At 64.3% G+C, this 18,106-nt stretch carries 17 protein-coding genes and 1 tRNA gene; 13 read left to right on the top strand and 5 right to left on the bottom strand.

The window, feature by feature from the left end:
* Positions 1-7: 7 nt before the first annotated feature.
* From PAF18_RS01100 to murD, 4 genes are all read left to right on the top strand, one after another.
* Entirely contained in the window at positions 8-1,492 is a 1,485-nt protein-coding gene (locus tag PAF18_RS01100) for a UDP-N-acetylmuramoyl-L-alanyl-D-glutamate--2,6-diaminopimelate ligase (protein WP_271116810.1), read from the top strand.
* Positions 1,492-2,871, top strand: coding sequence for a UDP-N-acetylmuramoyl-tripeptide--D-alanyl-D-alanine ligase (locus tag PAF18_RS01105; protein WP_271116811.1), 1,380 nt, complete (start codon positions 1,492-1,494; stop codon positions 2,869-2,871). The genes PAF18_RS01100 and PAF18_RS01105 overlap by 1 nt, the downstream gene beginning before the upstream one ends.
* 3 nt (positions 2,872-2,874) lie before the next feature.
* The gene (gene mraY / locus PAF18_RS01110; protein ID WP_271116812.1) at positions 2,875-3,957 is read left to right on the top strand and encodes a phospho-N-acetylmuramoyl-pentapeptide-transferase; all 1,083 of its coding nucleotides are present in this window, start codon (positions 2,875-2,877) and stop codon (positions 3,955-3,957) included.
* Positions 3,958-4,044: 87 nt separating this feature from the next.
* A complete protein-coding gene (gene murD, locus PAF18_RS01115; RefSeq protein ID WP_271116813.1) occupies positions 4,045-5,439 on the top strand; it encodes a UDP-N-acetylmuramoyl-L-alanine--D-glutamate ligase in 1,395 nt (464 codons plus the stop codon).
* A 5-nt stretch (positions 5,440-5,444) separates the two neighbouring features.
* On the opposite strand, the gene PAF18_RS01120 is transcribed toward murD, so the two are convergent.
* Entirely contained in the window at positions 5,445-5,948 is a 504-nt protein-coding gene (locus tag PAF18_RS01120) for an SH3 domain-containing protein (protein WP_271116814.1), read from the bottom strand.
* A 154-nt stretch (positions 5,949-6,102) separates the two neighbouring features.
* Between PAF18_RS01120 and parC the strand changes: the two genes are divergently transcribed.
* The gene (parC, locus tag PAF18_RS01125) at positions 6,103-8,358 is read left to right on the top strand and encodes a DNA topoisomerase IV subunit A (protein WP_271116815.1); all 2,256 of its coding nucleotides are present in this window, start codon (positions 6,103-6,105) and stop codon (positions 8,356-8,358) included.
* Between the two features lie 42 nt (positions 8,359-8,400).
* Here the strand turns inward: parC and PAF18_RS01130 are convergent, their stop codons facing one another.
* The 3 genes from PAF18_RS01130 to PAF18_RS01140 form a co-directional block, all read right to left on the bottom strand.
* Positions 8,401-9,009: a cytochrome b/b6 domain-containing protein gene (locus PAF18_RS01130; RefSeq protein ID WP_271116816.1), complete on the bottom strand. Its 609-nt coding sequence runs from the start codon at positions 9,007-9,009 to the stop codon at positions 8,401-8,403.
* A 13-nt stretch (positions 9,010-9,022) separates the two neighbouring features.
* Positions 9,023-9,472, bottom strand: a complete 450-nt coding sequence (locus tag PAF18_RS01135) for a c-type cytochrome (protein WP_271116817.1) — start codon at positions 9,470-9,472, stop codon at positions 9,023-9,025.
* A 188-nt stretch (positions 9,473-9,660) separates the two neighbouring features.
* Positions 9,661-10,497 carry a tellurite resistance TerB family protein gene (locus PAF18_RS01140; protein ID WP_271116818.1) on the bottom strand — a complete coding sequence of 279 codons (837 nt, stop codon included), beginning with the start codon at positions 10,495-10,497 and terminating at the stop codon, positions 9,661-9,663.
* A 207-nt stretch (positions 10,498-10,704) separates the two neighbouring features.
* Between PAF18_RS01140 and tuf the strand changes: the two genes are divergently transcribed.
* A complete protein-coding gene (gene tuf / locus PAF18_RS01145; RefSeq protein ID WP_271116819.1) occupies positions 10,705-11,880 on the top strand; it encodes an elongation factor Tu in 1,176 nt (391 codons plus the stop codon).
* A gap of 492 nt (positions 11,881-12,372) precedes the next feature.
* Complete coding sequence (locus PAF18_RS01150) at positions 12,373-12,786, top strand: GFA family protein (protein ID WP_271116820.1); 414 nt, start codon at positions 12,373-12,375, stop codon at positions 12,784-12,786.
* Positions 12,787-12,878: 92 nt separating this feature from the next.
* Here the strand turns inward: PAF18_RS01150 and PAF18_RS01155 are convergent, their stop codons facing one another.
* On the bottom strand, positions 12,879-13,376 hold the full coding sequence (locus tag PAF18_RS01155) for a DUF892 family protein (protein WP_271116821.1): 498 nt from the start codon (positions 13,374-13,376) through the stop codon (positions 12,879-12,881).
* 213 nt (positions 13,377-13,589) lie between these two features.
* Between PAF18_RS01155 and PAF18_RS01160 the strand changes: the two genes are divergently transcribed.
* The 6 genes from PAF18_RS01160 to rplK all read left to right on the top strand — a co-directional run bounded on the left by PAF18_RS01160 (position 13,590) and on the right by rplK (position 18,103).
* The gene (locus PAF18_RS01160; RefSeq protein ID WP_271116822.1) at positions 13,590-15,458 is read left to right on the top strand and encodes an ABC transporter ATP-binding protein; all 1,869 of its coding nucleotides are present in this window, start codon (positions 13,590-13,592) and stop codon (positions 15,456-15,458) included.
* Between the two features lie 111 nt (positions 15,459-15,569).
* Positions 15,570-15,645 (top strand) — tRNA-Trp (locus tag PAF18_RS01165).
* Positions 15,646-15,712: 67 nt separating this feature from the next.
* Positions 15,713-16,624: a hypothetical protein gene (locus tag PAF18_RS01170; RefSeq protein WP_271116823.1), complete on the top strand. Its 912-nt coding sequence runs from the start codon at positions 15,713-15,715 to the stop codon at positions 16,622-16,624.
* Positions 16,625-16,673: 49 nt separating this feature from the next.
* On the top strand, positions 16,674-16,865 hold the full coding sequence (secE, locus tag PAF18_RS01175; protein ID WP_434802232.1) for a preprotein translocase subunit SecE: 192 nt from the start codon (positions 16,674-16,676) through the stop codon (positions 16,863-16,865).
* A 159-nt stretch (positions 16,866-17,024) separates the two neighbouring features.
* Positions 17,025-17,564, top strand: coding sequence for a transcription termination/antitermination protein NusG (nusG, locus tag PAF18_RS01180; RefSeq protein ID WP_271116824.1), 540 nt, complete (start codon positions 17,025-17,027; stop codon positions 17,562-17,564).
* Positions 17,565-17,650: 86 nt separating this feature from the next.
* Positions 17,651-18,103, top strand: coding sequence for a 50S ribosomal protein L11 (gene rplK, locus PAF18_RS01185; protein WP_271116825.1), 453 nt, complete (start codon positions 17,651-17,653; stop codon positions 18,101-18,103).
* The last annotated feature ends 3 nt before the right edge of the window (positions 18,104-18,106 follow it).

Consider the following 18,106-nt stretch of genomic DNA (forward strand, 5'->3'; position numbering starts at 1 on the left):
AGACAACATGACCGAGGTCGTCAAGCGGCTGTCCCGGCTGGGGCTGAGCGCAACCGGGGGGCGCGATCCCGAGATCACCGGGATCTCGGTGGACAGCCGGACGGTAAAGCCAGGGCATCTTTTTGCGGCGCTGCCCGGCTCGACGCTGCATGGCGGCGAATTCATCCAGTATGCGCTCCGTATGGACGCCGCCGCGGTGCTGACCGACGCGGCTGGCGCGGCGCTCGCGGCGCAGGAGTTGCGGGGCTGGGACGGTGCGCTTGTCGTGGCAGAGGATCCGCGCGCCGCACTGGCCGGTGCGGCAGCGCTGTATTTCGGCGCTCAGCCGGACAATGTGGTCGCGGTCACCGGCACTTCGGGCAAGACCTCGGTGGCGAATTTCACTCGCCAGATCTGGCAGATTCTCGGATATAAGGCGGTCAGCTTCGGCACGATGGGCGTGCAGGGCGATTACGAGGCCAAGCTCGCCCATACCACGCCCGAGCCGGTGACGCTGCACCGCGTCCTCTCCGAGGCCGCGGCGGCCGGGGTCACCCATGTCGCGATGGAGGCGTCTTCGCATGGGCTGGATCAGCGGCGGCTTGACGGGGTCAGTCTGAAGGCCGGGGCGTTCACGAATTTCAGCCAGGACCATCTCGACTATCATGCCGGGTTCGACGAGTATTTCGCCGCCAAGGCCTTGCTGTTCAACCATATTCTCGAAGCCGGCGAGGCGGCGGTCATCAACACCGACGGCGAGCGTGGCCAGCAGATGCTGGGCATAGCGCGCGATAACGAGCTTCTGGCGTTGACCATCGGGCGCGCCGAGGGCTGCGATTTCCAGATCCTCGGCCAGCGCTACGATGCCACCGGGCAGGAGCTGCGTTTTGCCTGGCAAGGGCAGCCGCATATGGTCCGGCTCAACCTGATCGGCGGCTTTCAGGCCGAGAACGTGCTTGCCGCGGCGGGTCTGGCGATTGCCTCGGGCGACGAACCCGCATCGGTGCTTGAGGCGCTGCCGGGTCTGGAGACGGTGCGCGGGCGGATGCAGCTCGTCGCACAGCGGGGCAATGGGGCGGCGGTATTTGTCGATTACGCGCATAAGCCAGGCGCGGTGATCGCGGCGCTGCAATCTCTGCGCCCGCATGTCATGGGCCGGATCATCGCGGTGATCGGCGCCGGTGGCGACCGCGATCGCGGTAAACGCCCGCTGATGGGCGAGGCGGCGCGGGATCATGCCGATCTGGTCATCGTGACCGACGATAACCCTCGCAGCGAGGACCCGTCGGCGATCCGGGCCGAGGTGATGGCAGGCGCCGGACCCGATGCCATCGAGGTCGGCGATCGGGCCGAGGCGATTCTCCGCGGCGTCGATGCGCTACAACCGGGCGATGCTCTGCTGATCGCGGGCAAGGGGCACGAGACCGGTCAGATTGTCGGAAGCGACGTGTTTCCCTTCGACGATGCCGAACAGGCCTCGGTCGCCGTGGCGGCTCTGGACGGGAAGATCTGATGGCGTTGTGGAACGCGCAGGATGCCGCCCTGGCGACCGGAGGCCGCATCTCCGGCGACTGGCAGGTGGACGGGGTCAGCATCGACACCCGTTCCATCGTGGCGGGCGATCTGTTCGTGGCGCTGAAGGATCAGCGGGACGGTCACGATTACGTTGCGCAGGCTTTGGAAAAAGGGGCGGGTGCTGCGCTTGTCAGCCGAATCCCCGACGGCGTCGCACGGGACGCGCCGCTGCTGATCGTGGATGACGTGCTGGGCGCGCTAGAAGATCTCGGCCGGGCAGGGCGCGCGCGGATGCGGGGCAAGGTGATCGGCGTGACCGGATCGGTCGGCAAGACCTCCACGAAAGAGATGCTGCGCGCCGCTCTGGCCGGGCAGGGCAAAGTCCATGCTGCCGAGGCCTCCTATAATAATCATTGGGGCGTGCCGCTGACACTGGCGCGGATGCCGGAAGACAGCGACTTCGCCATAATCGAGATCGGGATGAGCAATCCCGGCGAGATCGCGCCGCTGGCGCATCTGGCGCGGCCCCATGCGGCGCTGATTACCACCATCGCCGCTGCTCATATCGGGGCCTTCGGGAGCCTTGACGGGATCGCGCGGGAAAAGGCGGCGATCTTCGAGGGGCTGGTTCCCGCAGGCGCCGCGATCATCCCGACGGGGCTGTCGACCACCGATATCCTGCGCGATGCCGCCGACGCGGCCGGCGCGCCGATCCTGTCCTTTGGGGATGAGGGCGAGGCGCGGCTGATTTCCTCAACCCCCGAGGGAGAGAGCCTCCAGATCCGCGCGGCGCTATCGGGCAAGCCGATCAGTTTCACCCTGAAATCGGTCGGTCCGCATTTCGCCGCCAACGCCATCGGCGTGCTGGCGACGGTCAGCGCAATCGGCGCGGATGTGATCGAGGCGGCGAAATCCCTGGGCGACTGGGTGCCACCCATGGGGCGGGGCCGGGTCGAGGCGCTGGGTCAGCTCCGCATCATCGATGATGCGTTCAACGCCAATCCCAGCTCGATGCGCGCCGGGCTTGGCACGCTCGCCCGGCTGCCCGGCGAACGGCGCGTCGCAATATTGGGCGACATGCTGGAACTGGGCCCCGATGAGGCCGATCAGCACCGCGCGCTGGCCAGCGACCCCGCCATGAATGCCGTCGATCTGGTGCACGCCGCCGGGCCGCTGATGCGCCATCTCTTCGATGCGCTGCCCGAGGCCAAGCGCGGCATCTGGTCGGAAAGCGCCGACGATCTCGCCGCGAGGCTGGACGAGCTGATCCAGCCCGGCGATACGGTGATCGTCAAGGGCTCGAAAGGTTCTTATATCAGCCGCGTCGTCGAGGCGATGCGCAAGGCCGGGAACACGGCCACCGCAACGGGGACATAACGCATGCTGTACTGGCTTTCCGAACTCAATGGCGGAGAGGGGATCTTCAACCTTTTCCGCTACATCACCTTCCGCGCGGGCGGCGCGTTCTTTACGGCGCTGATCTTCGCCTTCCTGTTCGGCAAGCCGCTGATCGAATATCTGCGCCGAGTTCAGAAAAAGGGCCAGCCGATCCGCGATGACGGCCCCGAGGGGCATTTCGTGAAGGCGGGCACCCCGACCATGGGCGGGATCCTGATTCTTTCGGCGCTTCTTGTCGGCACGCTGATGTGGGCGCGGCTGTCCAATGGCTATATCTGGATCGTGCTGATCGTCACCTATGGCTATGCCGCGATCGGCTTTGCCGATGATTTCGCCAAGGTCAGCAAGCATAACACCCACGGCGTGCCGGGGCGCATCCGCATGGCGCTCGGCTTCGGGCTGGCATTTCTCGCCGCCGTCTGGACGATGTTCCTGCATCCAGAAGGTCTGACCGGGCAGCTGGCCTTTCCCTTCTTCAAGGATGCGCTGCTGAACCTGTCGATCCTGTTCATCCCTTTCGCCATGATCGTGATCGTCGGTGCGGCCAACGCAGTAAACCTCACCGATGGTCTGGACGGGCTTGCCATTATGCCGGTGATGATCGCCGCCGCCACGTTCGGGGTCATCGCCTATATGGTCGGCAACGCGAACTTCGCCGATTATCTGGGGCTGCACGGCGTGCCCGGCTCGGGCGATCTGGTGATCTTCGTCGCCGCGCTGATCGGCGGCGGGCTGGGCTTTCTGTGGTATAACGCCCCGCCGGCGGCTGTCTTCATGGGCGACACCGGATCGCTGGCGCTGGGAGGTGCCTTGGGCGCGATTGCCGTGGTGACCAAGCACGAGATCGTTCTGGCCATCGTCGGCGGGCTGTTCGTCGTCGAGGCGCTTTCGGTCATCATCCAGGTGCTGTATTTCAAGAAAACCGGCAAGCGTGTCTTTCTGATGGCTCCGATCCACCACCATTTCGAGAAGATGGGCTGGAAGGAAAGCCAGATCGTGATCCGCTTCTGGATCATCGCGCTCGTGCTGGCGCTGATCGGGCTGGCGACGCTGAAGCTGCGATAGGGCGGCAAGCTGCGCCGAAGCGCGTGCTACATCCGGACACCGAGTTATCGTAAGCTGCGCTTCGGCGCATCATCCATGAGGTGAAACATGATCCCCGTCAAAGGCGTTTCAGGGCAGACCATCGCCGTTCTCGGGCTTGGCCGCTCGGGCAGGGCGACCGCCGCTGCGCTCACGGCCGGCGAGGCTCGGGTCGTGGTTTGGGATGACGGGCAAGAGGCACGCGCGCAGGCCGAGGCCGAGGGGCTGGAGCTGCGCGACCTGACCCGCGAGGCGGAGTGGAACGGTATTTCGGCGCTGATCACCTCGCCCGGTATCCCGCATCTCTATCCCGATCCGCATCCGGTGATCGCCAAGGCGCTTGCGCTCGGGATCCCAGTGGATAACGATATTGGACTTTTCTTTCGCAGCTTCGCCGCGCCGGACTGGGATCGCTTTGCCACCACGCCAAAAATCGTCACCGTGACGGGCTCGAACGGGAAATCCACCACTGCGGCGCTGATCCATCATATCCTGACATCGTCGGGCCGCCCGAGTCAGATTGGCGGCAATATCGGGACCGGAGTGCTCTCGCTGGAACCGGCGCATGACTGCGAGGTGGTGGTGCTGGAGCTGTCATCCTATCAGACCGATCTGGCCCGCGCGCTCACACCGGATGTGGCGGTCTTCACCAATCTCTCGCCCGATCATCTGGACCGGCATGGCGGCCCGGGCGGGTATTTCGCGGCCAAGCGGCGGCTGTTTGCCGAAGGCGGACCGGATCGCTGCGTGATCGGCGTGGACGAGGTCGAGGGCCGCTATCTGGCCAACCAGATGGGGCAGGGACCGGGCGATGACCGGGTGATCCGGGTGTCATCCGGCCAGAAGCTGGAAAATTTCGCCTGGGGCGTCTTTGCGCGCAAAGGCTTTCTCAGCGAATACCGCAAGGGGCGGCAGGTCGCCTCGGTCGATCTGCGGGCGATCACCGGGTTGCCCGGCGCGCATAACCATCAGAACGCCTGCGCCGCCTATGCCGCCTGCCGCGCGGTCGGCCTCGCCCCGCGCGAGATCGAAGCAGCGTTTCACAGCTTTGGCGGCCTTCCGCATCGCAGCCAGACCATCCGCGAACTGGACGGGGTGCGCTATGTCAACGATTCGAAGGCGACGAATATCGACGCCGCCGGGCAGGCATTGCAGGCCTTTAAGCGGATCCGATGGATTGCGGGCGGGCTCGGCAAGGATGGCGGGATCTCCGGTTTGCAGCCGCATTTCGGCAATGTCGTGAAAGCCTATCTGATCGGCCATTCGGCACGCGACTTTGCCTTGCAACTCGGCGCGACCCCGCATGAGGTGGTCGAGACGATGGACGAGGCCGTCTCCCGCGCCCATGCCGAGGCGACAAGCGGAGAAACCGTACTTCTCGCCCCCGCCGCGGCGAGTTTCGACCAATACCCGAATTTCGAGAAACGCGGCGAGCATTTCACCGCGCTCGTGAACGCGCTGTAGCGGTTTCAGGGACGTTCGGCAGAAAGGAATTGCGCGGACATGAAGCCGGTGCGGCCCTGACCGTCACGCAGCTCGATCCAGTCACCGGTCCTGTCGCCGATGGCTGTCACCATCTGCCCGCGTGTCAGCCGTCCCACGACCTCGTTCGAGGTTGACGGCCCGGCGCGGAAATTCACTGAATTGCCGGTGACGTAAAGCGTGTCGGTGGGCGCGCTGGCCAGATCCTCTTCCGGCTCCTGCCCTGCGAATTCGGGCGAGGGGCGCAGATCGGGCCCGGCGAATTGCGGTTGTTGTTCGGGTGTCTGCTCGACGGCGGCGGCGCTTTCCTCGGCGGCTTCCTCGGCCTCTTCCTGCGCGCGCTCTTCGGCCTCGGCCTCGCTCTCGGCTTCCTCCGCAGTGGCTGCGGCGGGTTCCGGGGCGCGTGCCTCGACCCTGCGACCCTCGCCGTCACCGAACACCACAAGCACCGTCACAAACGCCAGAAGCGTCAGGAAAATCAGTTTGAACATGCACCCTCACCCGTCAATGCAACTATACGACATCTTTGCGCGCCGTGATATGCATTGCGAACGCCTTTAGGGGCAGGGGCGTTCCCCGCCAAGATGGGCCGTCCGGGCAATTTCCGACTGGACCCGTTCGGCTTCGCAGCCTAAATCCGGTGCCATGTCTGACGATCTCATCCCCGAAGAGCCGGAAAATCTCAGCGCCGAACCGTTATCGCGGGCCATTGGCGAGCGCTATCTGACCTATGCGCTGTCCACGATCATGAACCGGGCGCTGCCCGATGCGCGGGACGGGCTGAAGCCGGTGCATCGCCGGATCCTCTATGCCATGCGCGAGCTGCGGCTGGCGCCGAACGGGGCGTTCCGCAAATCGGCCAAGATCGCCGGCGACGTGATGGGCAATTACCACCCGCATGGCGATGCTGCGATCTATGACGCGATGGCGCGGCTGGCACAGGATTTCGCCATGCGCTACCCGCTTGTCGACGGTCAGGGGAATTTCGGCAATATCGACGGCGACAGCCCGGCCGCATCGCGCTATACCGAGGCGCGGCTGGCCGAACCCGGCAGCGCGCTGATGGAAGGGCTGGCCGAGGATGCGGTCGAGTTCCGCCCCAATTACGACGGCACGCTGACCGAGCCGGTCGTCCTGCCCGCCGCCTATCCGAATCTTTTGTGCAACGGCGCGTCCGGCATCGCGGTCGGCATGGCCACGAATATCCCGCCGCACAACCTGCATGAGGTCGTCGACGCCTGCCTGCATCTCATCAAATCGCCCGACGCGCGGGACGACACGCTGCTGAACTTCGTCCAGGGGCCGGATTTCCCGACCGGTGGCGTTCTGGTCGAGGATGCCGAGACGATCCGCGAGGCCTATCGCACCGGCCGGGGCAGCCTGCGCCTGCGCGCGAGGTGGGAGCAGGAGGATCTGGGCCGGGGCACCTGGCAGATCGTGGTGACCGAGATCCCTTATCAGGTCCAGAAATCCAAGCTGATCGAGCGTCTGGCAGAGCTGATCCAGACCAAGAAGATGCCCATCCTGGCCGATGTGCGTGACGAATCCGCCGAGGATGTCCGCATCGTGCTGGAACCCAAGACCCGCAGCGTCGATCCCGCTCAGCTGATGGCGGCGCTGTTCAAATCCTCGGATCTGGAAACCCGTTTCGGGCTGAACATGAACGTGCTGATCGACGGGCGCGTGCCCAAGGTCTGTTCGCTGAAAGAGGTGCTGCGCGCGTTTCTCGACCATCGCCGCGATGTGCTGCTGCGCCGCTCGGATTATCGTCTGGGCAAGATCGCGGCGCGGCTCGAGGTGCTGGAGGGTTATATCATCGCCTTCCTCAATCTCGATCGGGTGATCGAGATCATCCGCCATGACGACGATCCCAAGGCCGGGCTGCTGGCCGAGGATTGGGGCAAGGATGTCGGCACGAAGATCTTCCTGACCGAAGTGCAGGCCGAGGCGATCCTGAACATGCGGCTGCGCGCGCTGCGCAAGCTCGAAGAGATGGAGCTGCGGGCCGAACGCGACAACCTGCTGGAAGAGCAGGAGCGGCTGAGCGCGCTTGTCGCCGATGAAGCGCTGCAATGGGGCCGCATCACCGAAGAGCTGCGCGAGATCCGCAACCAGTTCGGCAAATCCGCCGAGGGCGGCGGGCGCCGGACCGAGATTTCGGCGGCGGTGGACGTGCAGCCGGTCGATCTGGACGCGATGATCGAACGCGAGCCGGTGACGGTGATCGTGTCGAAAATGGGCTGGATCCGGGCGATGAAGGGGCATCAGCCTCTGGACGCCGAGGTCAAGTTCCGCGACGGCGACGGCCCGTTCATGGCCCTGCACGCCGAGACAACGGACAAGCTGATGCTGTTCGGCTCGAACGGGCGGTTCTATACGCTGCCCGCCCATGAACTGCCCGGCGGCCGCGGGCTGGGCGAGCCGGTGCGGCTGATGGTCGATCTGCCGAATGACGCCGCCATCGTGGATCTTTTCCCATGGCGCGAAGGGCTGCGCTATGTGCTTGCTTCGAAAGAGGGTAACGGTTTCGTGGTGAGCTCTGCCGATATCGTCGCGCAGACCAAATCCGGCAAGCAGGTGCTGAACGGCGAGGCGCTTCTGTGCCGCCGGGTCGAGCCTTCGCAGGATCATCTCGTGACCGTGGGCGAGAACCGCAAGATGCTGGTCTTCCCGCTGACCGAGTTGCCCGAGATGGCACGCGGAAAGGGCGTGCGCTTGCAGAAATTCAAGGATGGCGGGCTGTCCGATGCGACATGCATCACCCTGTCCGAGGGCCTCCGCTGGCAGGAAAGCGGCGGTCGCACGCGGACCGAGCCAGATCTTGCGGAATGGCTTGGCAAGCGCGCCACGGCGGGCCGCATGGCGCCGCGTGGTTTCCCGCGAGACAACAAGTTCAACTGACCGAAGCGGGGACGGCGGGCCGCCTGATTCCCGCTGCAAAGATCAGCGGTCCGTGCCCTCAACGGGCCGGACTTTCTTGCTGCCCGTGACCATCGGCGTCACCAGATCCTCACGCTTCCAGAAGCGATAGAACAGGATAATCGCCACATGCAGCAGCACGAGGATCAGCACGAGATTGGACCCCAGCTCGTGCCACTCCACCGCTCCGGTCGCGACATCGCTGCCGACCCATGAAGCCAGCGGCCCGACATTGATGTAATCCTCGGGGTCCGAGATCAGCCCCGTCGTGACCTGCGCCGCCAGCACCGCGAGCATGGCGATCACCGACAGCGCGCCCAGAGGGTTATGGCCCGGCCAATAGCTCGGCTCGCGCAGGAACATATGCCGCATATATCCAGCCACCGCCCCGGGGCCGCGCAGGAAATGCGCGAAGCGCGCCGGGGTGGGGCCGACAAAGCCCCAGATCAGCCGGAAGATCAGCAGCCCCGCAACGACATAGCCGCACCAGAAATGCAGCGTCATCTGGTTCGGCCCGTATTTGCCGAGCAGCCATGCCGCCACGACGAAGAGCGCCAGAAGCCAATGGAACGCGCGCAGCAGCGGGTCCCAGAGCTTCACCTTTCGGGGTGGCGCTGTCCTCTCGTCGCTCATGCCGGGTGTCCCGTCAGTCGCGATACTGGTCGTGGCAGGCCTTGCAGGCGCCGCCAAGCTGGCCGAGCACAGGGCCGATATTTTCCTGACCGCCGCGGACGGCGTCGCCGGCACCCGCCGCTGCATCACCGAGCGCCGCGAACTTGGCGCGGAAGTCCTCCATATCCTCCCAGATCGCAGGCAGGGCAGCGGTGTCTTCGACATCCGCGTTCGAGCTACCCTCGATGAAATGCATGGGCAGATCGTATTGGGTCAGCGCCTCGATATTGGCGGCGTGGCGCGAGGCGACTTCCTCGTCATATTCCATATCGCCCTTCGCCATGGCGGAGAGCACGCCCATATTGGCCCCGAGCATGGTGTAGAAACCCTGGCGGGCCTTGATCGCCTGCGCGACCGGATCGTCCTGGGCGAAGGCCGCAAGCGGCGCGGCGGCGATGGCGGTGGCAAGAATGAGATAGCGCATGTTGTCTCCTGGTCGTTGGCGTCGTTTGCTGACTTGAGGATCGTTCGTCGGGCGAAAGCCCCTTGTTCTGCGAAGCCGTGTCGCCCCTGTGCCCGATTGACGTTAACGGATCGCGGTGACGGCTCAATGAAAAATCGCCGCCCGGCATAGCGGACGGCGATCAATTCGGCTCAAACAGTCATTTCCGATCAGCTATAAAGATTCTGCACGCCGATCTGGTCGTGGATCTGGTTGATGACCTGCGGCTGCAACCCGAGCGCCTGCGCAAGCTGGTGCAGATATTGCGCCTCTTCCTGGCTGTCGAAGTCGATCGCCATGACCGACATCAGATAGACTTGCGGTTCCAGACCCTTCGGCACATCGCGGGCCAAAGCCTGCGCGTCGACCGGCGCCGCCATCTGCTCACGGATGAACTGGCGTTCTTCTTCGTCAAGATCGCCGAGCTCCCCGGTCAGACGCTCTTTCTCGGCCTCGTCGATCTTGCCGTCGGCCTTCGCCGCCTGAATCATCGCGCGCAGCATGAGACCTGCGACGGCGTTCTGTTCCTCGGTCGGGGCAACCTCTGGCTCGTCATTGCGGGCCAGCGAGTCGTTCAGCAATTCGCCGAAAGAGGCGTCGTTCGACTGCTGCGATCCGCGCTTGGCCAGCGTGCCGGCCGCTGCGCCGCCGCCCAGCATCCCGCCGAGCAGCCCGCCCAGACCGCCGGCGCTGCTGCCACGGCCGCCACCGGTGACCTGGTCGAGAATGCCGCCCAGACCGCCCGAGGCACCCGCCGAATTCGGCCCGCCATAACGAGACCCGGAACCGGCACCGCCCGTGCTGCCGCCCAGAAGACCGCCAAGCATGTCACCAAGCCCGCCCGAGCCGGATTGCGAACCGCGTGTCAACTGGTCGAGCAGCCCGCCACCGGTGCGGCGCGACCGCGTTCCGGCCTGGCTTTGGCCATTGTTTTTCATGACGCTGCTGAGGCCCTTGGCCAAAATCACACCGCCTGCGACGCGCGCGAGGGTTTTCATCAGACTCATACTGGATCTCCACTCCGTTGGGTCAGCCCGAAGCTTACGGGCATGTTATGGAAAATGAACGCATTTTTTCACGGTTCGGTTCCGCGCAATAAGGCTCGGCCTGACAGCCCCTCCCGCCCTTGATTTTTCCCGATTCTGCTTTTATTTCGCCCTGCGATACGACAACCGGGGAACGGACAGCCATCTGCCCCGATCAAGGAGGCCTCCATGGCAAAAGCAAAATTCGAACGGAACAAGCCGCACGTCAACATTGGCACGATCGGTCACGTTGACCACGGCAAGACGACGCTGACGGCGGCGATCACGAAGTATTTCGGCGATTTCCGCGCCTATGACCAGATCGACGGCGCGCCCGAGGAAAAGGCCCGCGGGATCACCATCTCGACCGCGCATGTCGAGTATGAGACCGATGACCGCCACTATGCGCATGTGGACTGCCCCGGCCACGCCGACTATGTGAAGAACATGATCACCGGTGCCGCCCAGATGGACGGCGCGATCCTGGTGGTGAACGCGGCTGACGGCCCGATGCCGCAGACGCGCGAACACATCCTGCTGGGCCGCCAGGTCGGCATCCCCTATATCGTGGTGTACCTGAACAAGGTCGACCAGGTCGATGACGAGGAACTGCTGGAGCTGGTCGAGATGGAAGTGCGCGAGCTTCTGTCCTCCTACGAATATCCGGGCGACGACATTCCGATCATCAAGGGCTCGGCTCTGGCCGCTCTGGAAGGCCGCGACCCGGAAATCGGCGAGAACTCGATCCGCGAGCTGATGAAGGCCGTGGACGAATACATCCCGACCCCGGAGCGTGCGGTCGACCAGCCCTTCCTGATGCCGATCGAGGACGTGTTCTCGATCTCGGGCCGCGGCACGGTTGTGACCGGCCGGGTCGAGCGTGGCGCGGTGAATGTGGGCGACGAGCTGGAAATCGTCGGCATCCGCGACACCAAGAAGACCACCTGCACGGGCGTCGAGATGTTCCGCAAGCTCTTGGATCGTGGTGAGGCCGGCGACAATATCGGCGCGCTCTTGCGCGGGATCGAGCGTGACGGCGTCGAGCGCGGTCAGGTTCTGGCCAAGCCGGGTTCGGTGACCCCGCACACGAAGTTCGAGGCCGAGGCCTATATCCTGACCAAGGAAGAGGGTGGCCGCCACACCCCGTTCTTCGCGAATTACCGCCCGCAATTCTACTTCCGCACGACGGATGTGACGGGTTCGGTGACGCTGCCGGAAGGCACCGAGATGGTGATGCCGGGCGACAACCTGAAATTCGAGGTCGAGCTGATCGCTCCGATCGCGATGGAAGAAAAACTGCGCTTCGCCATCCGCGAAGGCGGCCGCACCGTCGGCGCCGGCGTGGTGGCCAAGATCATCGAGTGATGATGGCAGAAACGCCGTAAGGCGGGCCTCAGCCCGCCTTGCCAGAAAGCGAAGCCCGTCCCGAAAGGGGCGGGCTTTTTGCTTCGCAGCCAGGGCGCAAACTGGCAAAACACCCGCTCTTCCCACCGAAGCGAACCCGATCCGGCGCCCGTTTACGGAGTTTTCAGCTTCTCATTATACAACCCTATGAAATTGCGATACGAATCGAAGGAATACGGGCCTGATGGCAACCCGTTACGGCACCATCCGCAGAGGCTCGGGAAACGATCCCCGGTCTTATATCAGCCGGGATGGCCGTCTTGGCCTGTCGGCCCGATATGCGGCGCAGGGGGACGCTGTGATCAAGTTGGCTGGGTTGCCGGGCTCTGCGGCGGCCGATGCGCGGCATGTCAGTGCGGTGCACCACTGGCATCTGTCTGGTGTCGTTCCCGGTCCGGGTCAATTTCATCGCGGCCGCCCATCAGACGGCGCCGTCCACTACGGAGAGTCATGATGACGCTTTACCACGGTTCCTGCTTCTGCGGATCGGTCTCCTTCGAAGCAGAGGGCGATCTTTCAAGCGGGACATTACGCTGCAACTGCGAGTTCTGCCGCAAGATGCGCTATTGGGACATGCCGCTGCCCGATCCCGAGAAATTCCGGGTGACCAATGGTGCCGAACTGTTGGCAGAGACACCGCGAAAGAAGAATCTCTCGATGGATATTCATCACTTCTTCTGTACGCGCTGTGGCACACGGATGTGGACCGAGGGTGATGCCGCCGAATTCGGGGGGCGCTTCCGGCAGGTTTGCGTGGCGTCGCTCGACAATGTCGCCGAGGCCGAGCTGGTCGGCGCGCCGGTCTTCTTTGCCGATGGCGCAAATGACGACTGGTTTTTCCCCGCGCCCGAGATACGGCATCTGTGAGCCCGTTCAGGACGTTTCTACGACTGACAAGGGCCGCGGCGTGCTCCGCCACGGCCCTCTAGTTAAATTGGTTCTGATCTGCGCAGCGGCGATTAGGTGGTGGCGGCCTTGTTGACGCCGCCCTCTGCGATCTCGGTCATGGTCCGGTCGCCATCCCAGGTCGCGTCGAGGCATTCCTGGAGCCGTGCCGCATCGCCGTCGAGACCCAGACGATTCGCGAAAGTGCGGACGCAGCCATAGCCGGCAATCGCGTAATGGGCCATGCGCTGATATTGCGTGATGATCGCCGCGTCCTGCGCGTCCTCATCGGCATATTCGGTTTCAAGCGCATGCTTGCGGGCTTCGACCACCAGGCCTTCCATGCCCTTGCAATGCTCGCCGGTCGGATCGACGCCATGATCGCTGCACAAAGCGGCGAGCACCTCCATCCCGTCTGCCGTCCCCTGATTGCTGGCGATCAGCGCCTCGGAGAGTTTCTTCGACTTCGAGGCGCGACCCATCTCGGTCACCACAGGCATCGATTGCTTGCAGGCGGAATAGATGTCGCGAAGCTGATCGAGATAGAGATCCTTGAGATTCTTGATGGCCATGCTGGCTCTCCTTTCCAAGGCGTTGCAGATGAAGATGTTCCGGGCGTCATGCCCGATCCCCTCTGCAACGCGTTGTTGCGGGCGGCGTTCCATCCGCTGAGCAAAGATCAACCCGCCGGGCCGGGGCGTCGCGGCCCGGCTTGACTCGGGCTGGCGCTTGCGGCACCCGACACGGGACGCCGTCGCGTCGCCTGTCACAGGAAAGCCCTTGTCATGTTTCGCTGGTTCGAAAGCCGGCTCGATCCCTATCCGGGGGATCGGCCGCAAATGCCGCCCCGCAGTTTCTGGGGATTCTTGCTGCATTATTCCCATGGCGCGCTGCCGTGGCTGGTGTTGCTGGCCCTCGGCTCGGCGCTGATCGCGGCGATCGAGGTGATGCTGTTCGGCTATCTGGGCGACCTGGTCAACAGCCTCTCAGAGACCAGCCCGGCGCAGTTCTGGGACGAGGAGGGTCGTCGGCTGGCAGTGATGGGTTCGCTGTTATTGATCGTCCTGCCGGTCCTGAACGCCCTGGCCAGCATGATCATGCACCAGACCCTGCTCGGCAATTTTCCGCAGCGAATCCGCTGGCAGGCGCATCGCTACCTGCTGCGCCAGTCGGTCGGCTATTTTCAGGACGAGTTCGCCGGACGCATTGCTCAGCGACTGATGCAGACCGCGCTGGCGGTGCGTGAGGTTGCGATGAAGATCATGGATGTCGCCGTCTATGTGATGGTGGTGTTCCTGGGCGCCATCGTTGTCGCGGCGGGGCAGGACTGGCGTCTCGGGCTGCCCTTCGTGATCTGGGGGATCGCCTATGGGGTGCTGCTGTGGCAGATCGTGCCGCGCTTGTCGAAAGTGGCGCAGCGTCAGGCCGATGCGCGCAGCGCGATGACCGGACAGGTGGTGGACAGCTATACCAATATTGCCACGGTCAAGCTGTTTTCGCATTCCGACCGCGAAGAGGCCTGGGTGCGGCAAGGCATGGATGGGTTTTTGCAGACCGTTTATGCGCAGATGCGGCTGTCGGCCTTGCAGGATATTCTGCTGACGGCGCTGAACGTGCTTTTGGTCGCGGGTGTCACGCTGCTCGGTCTGGTGCTGTGGACGAATGGCACGGTCAGCGTCGGGGCGCTTGCGGTGGCGGTGCCGCTGGCGATGCGGCTCAACAATATGTCGCACTGGATCATGTGGGAGTTCGCGGCCCTGTTCGAGAATGTCGGAACGGTGCGCGACGGCATTTCTTCGCTGGCGCTGCCGCGTGATGTGCGGGACGCGCCGGGCGCGGTTGCGCTGAAGCCGGGGCCCGGGGCGGTGCGGTTCGCAGATGTGACATTCCGCTACGGTGCCGAGGAAACTGACCGGCCGCTGGCGGTTCTGGACGGGCTCGATCTGGACATCGCGCCGGGAGAGAGGGTCGGTCTGATCGGGCGCTCGGGGGCGGGCAAGTCGACGCTGGTCAATCTGCTGCTGCGCTTCCACGATCTGGAAGAGGGCCGGATTACGATTGACGGTCAGGACGTGTCGGGGGTCACTCAGGAAAGCCTGCGCGCCGCCATCGGCGTGGTAACGCAGGACAGCTCGCTTCTGCACCGTTCGGTGCGCGAAAACATCGCCTATGGCCGCCCGGATGCCAGCGAGGAGGACATCCTCGCCGCGACGCGCATGGCCGAGGCGCATGAGTTCATCCCGGGCCTGGCCGACAGCAAGGGGCGGCACGGGCTGGATGCGCATGTCGGCGAGCGCGGGGTGAAGCTGTCCGGCGGGCAAAGGCAGCGCATCGCGATTGCGCGGGTGGCACTGAAGGATGCGCCGATCCTTATCCTGGACGAGGCGACCTCGGCGCTCGACAGCGAGGCCGAGGCGGCGATCCAGTCGCGGCTTGATGTTCTGATGCAAGGCAAGACGGTGATCGCGATTGCGCATCGCTTGTCCACCATCGCCGCAATGGACCGTCTGGTGGTCATGGATCGGGGTCGCATCGTGGAACAGGGGACACATGCCGAGCTGATCGCGGCTGACGGCATCTATGCGCGGCTCTGGGCTCGGCAATCGGGCGGCTTTCTGGTCACGGATGATCGAAGCGCGGCCATGGCGGAATAGGCCGCGTCGCCCCGCTTCGGCCTCGGGTTGGGACCGGGCGCTTTTCCTTGCAAACGCTCTCAGCTCCCCCTTGCGCGCGGCCGCGTTCCGCACTAATCAGGCGCTCGGCCTAGGGGTATAGCTCAGTTGGTAGAGCATCGGTCTCCAAAACCGAGGGTCGTGGGTTCGAGTCCCTCTGCCCCTGCCAGTCGCCGGCCTGATCTTCAGCGCCGCGAGAACCGGGATGACGATCCGCGACCGGGGCACGCCAGCAAATGACCATCCGCATTCATCTTGGCGCGCACAAGACCGCCACCACCGAGCTTCAACGGGCGCTGCGCAGCGTGCGCGATGCGCTTGGGTCGGACGGGCTCGGCTATCTCGGGCCGCGTGCGCTGCGCAGCGAGGTCTCGCCGCTGTTTCACGCCATCCACAAGGGAGAACCCGACGCTTGGGAGAGCTGTCGCAGGCGCTTCGCGGGCTGGCTCTCACGGCACGAGGATCACCTGATCTCGGAGGAAAACATCCTCGGCACCACCTTCCGCGGTGCCATGTTCGGCAAGGATAACCGCATCTATCCGGCGGCTTCGGAGGCGCTGAGTCAACTGATCGTGCTGCTCGGCGGCGGTCCGGTCGAGCTGTTCCTGTCGGTCCGCGATCCGGCGCAGTTCGTGACCTCTGCCTATGGTCAGCAGCTCAAGACAGGCACTGGCATCGACATCGAGAGCTATACCGGAGGGGTCAGCGTGGCGGATCTGTCATGGACGGATCTGGTGCAGCGTCTGCTGTCGGTGCCGGGGGTAGCCCGCCTGATATGCTGGCGCTACGAGGATTATGCCGCTCTTCGCCCCGTCATACTCGAACGGATGCTGGGCGCCGAGCGCGCGGCGATCGTGCCTGCAGCGAGCTGGCGCAATGCCGGGATTTCCGATGCCGCCTATCGCGCCTTCGCGGAAATGGTGATGGAGGATCTTGAATCGCCCGTCGAGGATCTGCTGCAACGCGCCTGCGCTCTGCACCCCAAGACAGAGGGCGTGCCAGCGATGCGCCCGCTCCGTCCCCGTGTCTATGGGCGCGCGCGACGCAACTATGCGCAGGACATGGCGCGGCTCTCTGCGCTTGAGGGTGTCGAATTGCTGGCGCCGGATGCGGGTGGGGAATCGGGAAGCAGGCGCGGTTCGGCTTGAAAAGCGCGGCGCTCCGGTTTATCTGGGCCGCTGCAACACGAGGATCACCATGGTCAATCCCGCCCAGTTTCTCTCTCAGGTCCGTGCCGAGGCCGCAAAGATCACCTGGCCCACCCGCCGCGAGGTCGTGACCACCACGATCATGGTGTTCATCATGGCGACTTTGGCCGCGCTGTTCTTCTTTCTGGTGGACATCGCGATCCGCACCGGGCTGACGGCTCTGCTGGGCGCGGTCTCCTAACCGGGGTTGCAATCATCACCGGGCGGCTGTATGTCCGCCCGACCTGCCCGGTCCTCGGCGTGCACGATTCGTTGCGCGCCGGTTTCATTTTTCGGGCGGAACGGAATTCACGCGGGCGCCGGAAGGCCGCCCCACGACGAAGCAGGGGTCGATCGAAACATGGCAAAGCGTTGGTATTCGGTCAGCGTCCTGTCGAACTTCGAGAAGAAGGTCGCCGAGGCGATTCGCCAGTCCATCGCCGAAAAGTCGATGGAAGACGAAATCGACGAGGTGCTGGTTCCGACCGAAGAAGTGATCGAGGTCCGCCGCGGCAAGAAGGTCACCTCTGAGCGGCGCTTCATGCCGGGCTATGTGCTCGTCCATATGGAGATGAACGAGCGGACCTATCACCTCGTGAACTCGATCAATCGGGTTACCGGCTTTCTTGGCCAGCAGGGCAAGCCGTCTCCGATGCGCGACGAAGAGGTGAACCTGATCCTGCACCGGACTGGCGAAGGCGGGGCCGAGGCCGCGCCGCGCAACCTGATCCGCTTCGATGTGGGCGAGACGGTGAATGTGACCGACGGCCCGTTCGAGGGTTTCTCGGGCACGGTCGAAGAGGTCGACGACATCGCCAGCCGCATCAAGGTGACGGTGTCGATCTTTGGCCGGCCCACGCCGGTCGAACTGGAATTCACGCAGGTCGCCAAGACCGCGTGATCATCTGCGGGAGGCGGAAGCCGCACCGCTATATCTGCTCTATCAGCCCAATCCAGGGCGGGGCGCGATGAAAAAGGAGAGGCCAGATGGCCAAGAAAGTTGTTGGGCAGCTGAAGCTGCAAATCAAGGCGGGCGAAGCCAACCCGTCTCCGCCCGTCGGCCCGGCTCTGGGTCAGCGCGGCATTAACATCATGGAATTCTGCAAGGCGTTCAACGCCAAGACTCAAGAGATGCAGAAGGGTGCCCCGGTTCCGGTCGTGATCACCTATTACCAGGACAAATCCTTCACCTTCGAGACGAAGACGCCCCCAGCGTCCTTCCTTCTCAAGCAGGCTGCGGGTCTCAAGCCGCAAGGCAAGCGCAACCGCACCAAGGGTTCGGAAAAGCCGGGCCGTGCGACGGCTGGCAGCGTGACCACCAAGCAGGTCCGCGAGATCGCGCAGACCAAAATGCAGGACCTGTCCGCGAACAGCGTCGAGGAAGCGATGAAGATCATCGCCGGTTCGGCCCGGTCGATCGGCATCGAGGTGAAGGGCTGAGTC

Origin of the sequence: Paracoccus sediminicola, assembly GCF_027912835.1 — a bacterium.
GTDB lineage: Bacteria > Pseudomonadota > Alphaproteobacteria > Rhodobacterales > Rhodobacteraceae > Paracoccus > Paracoccus sediminicola.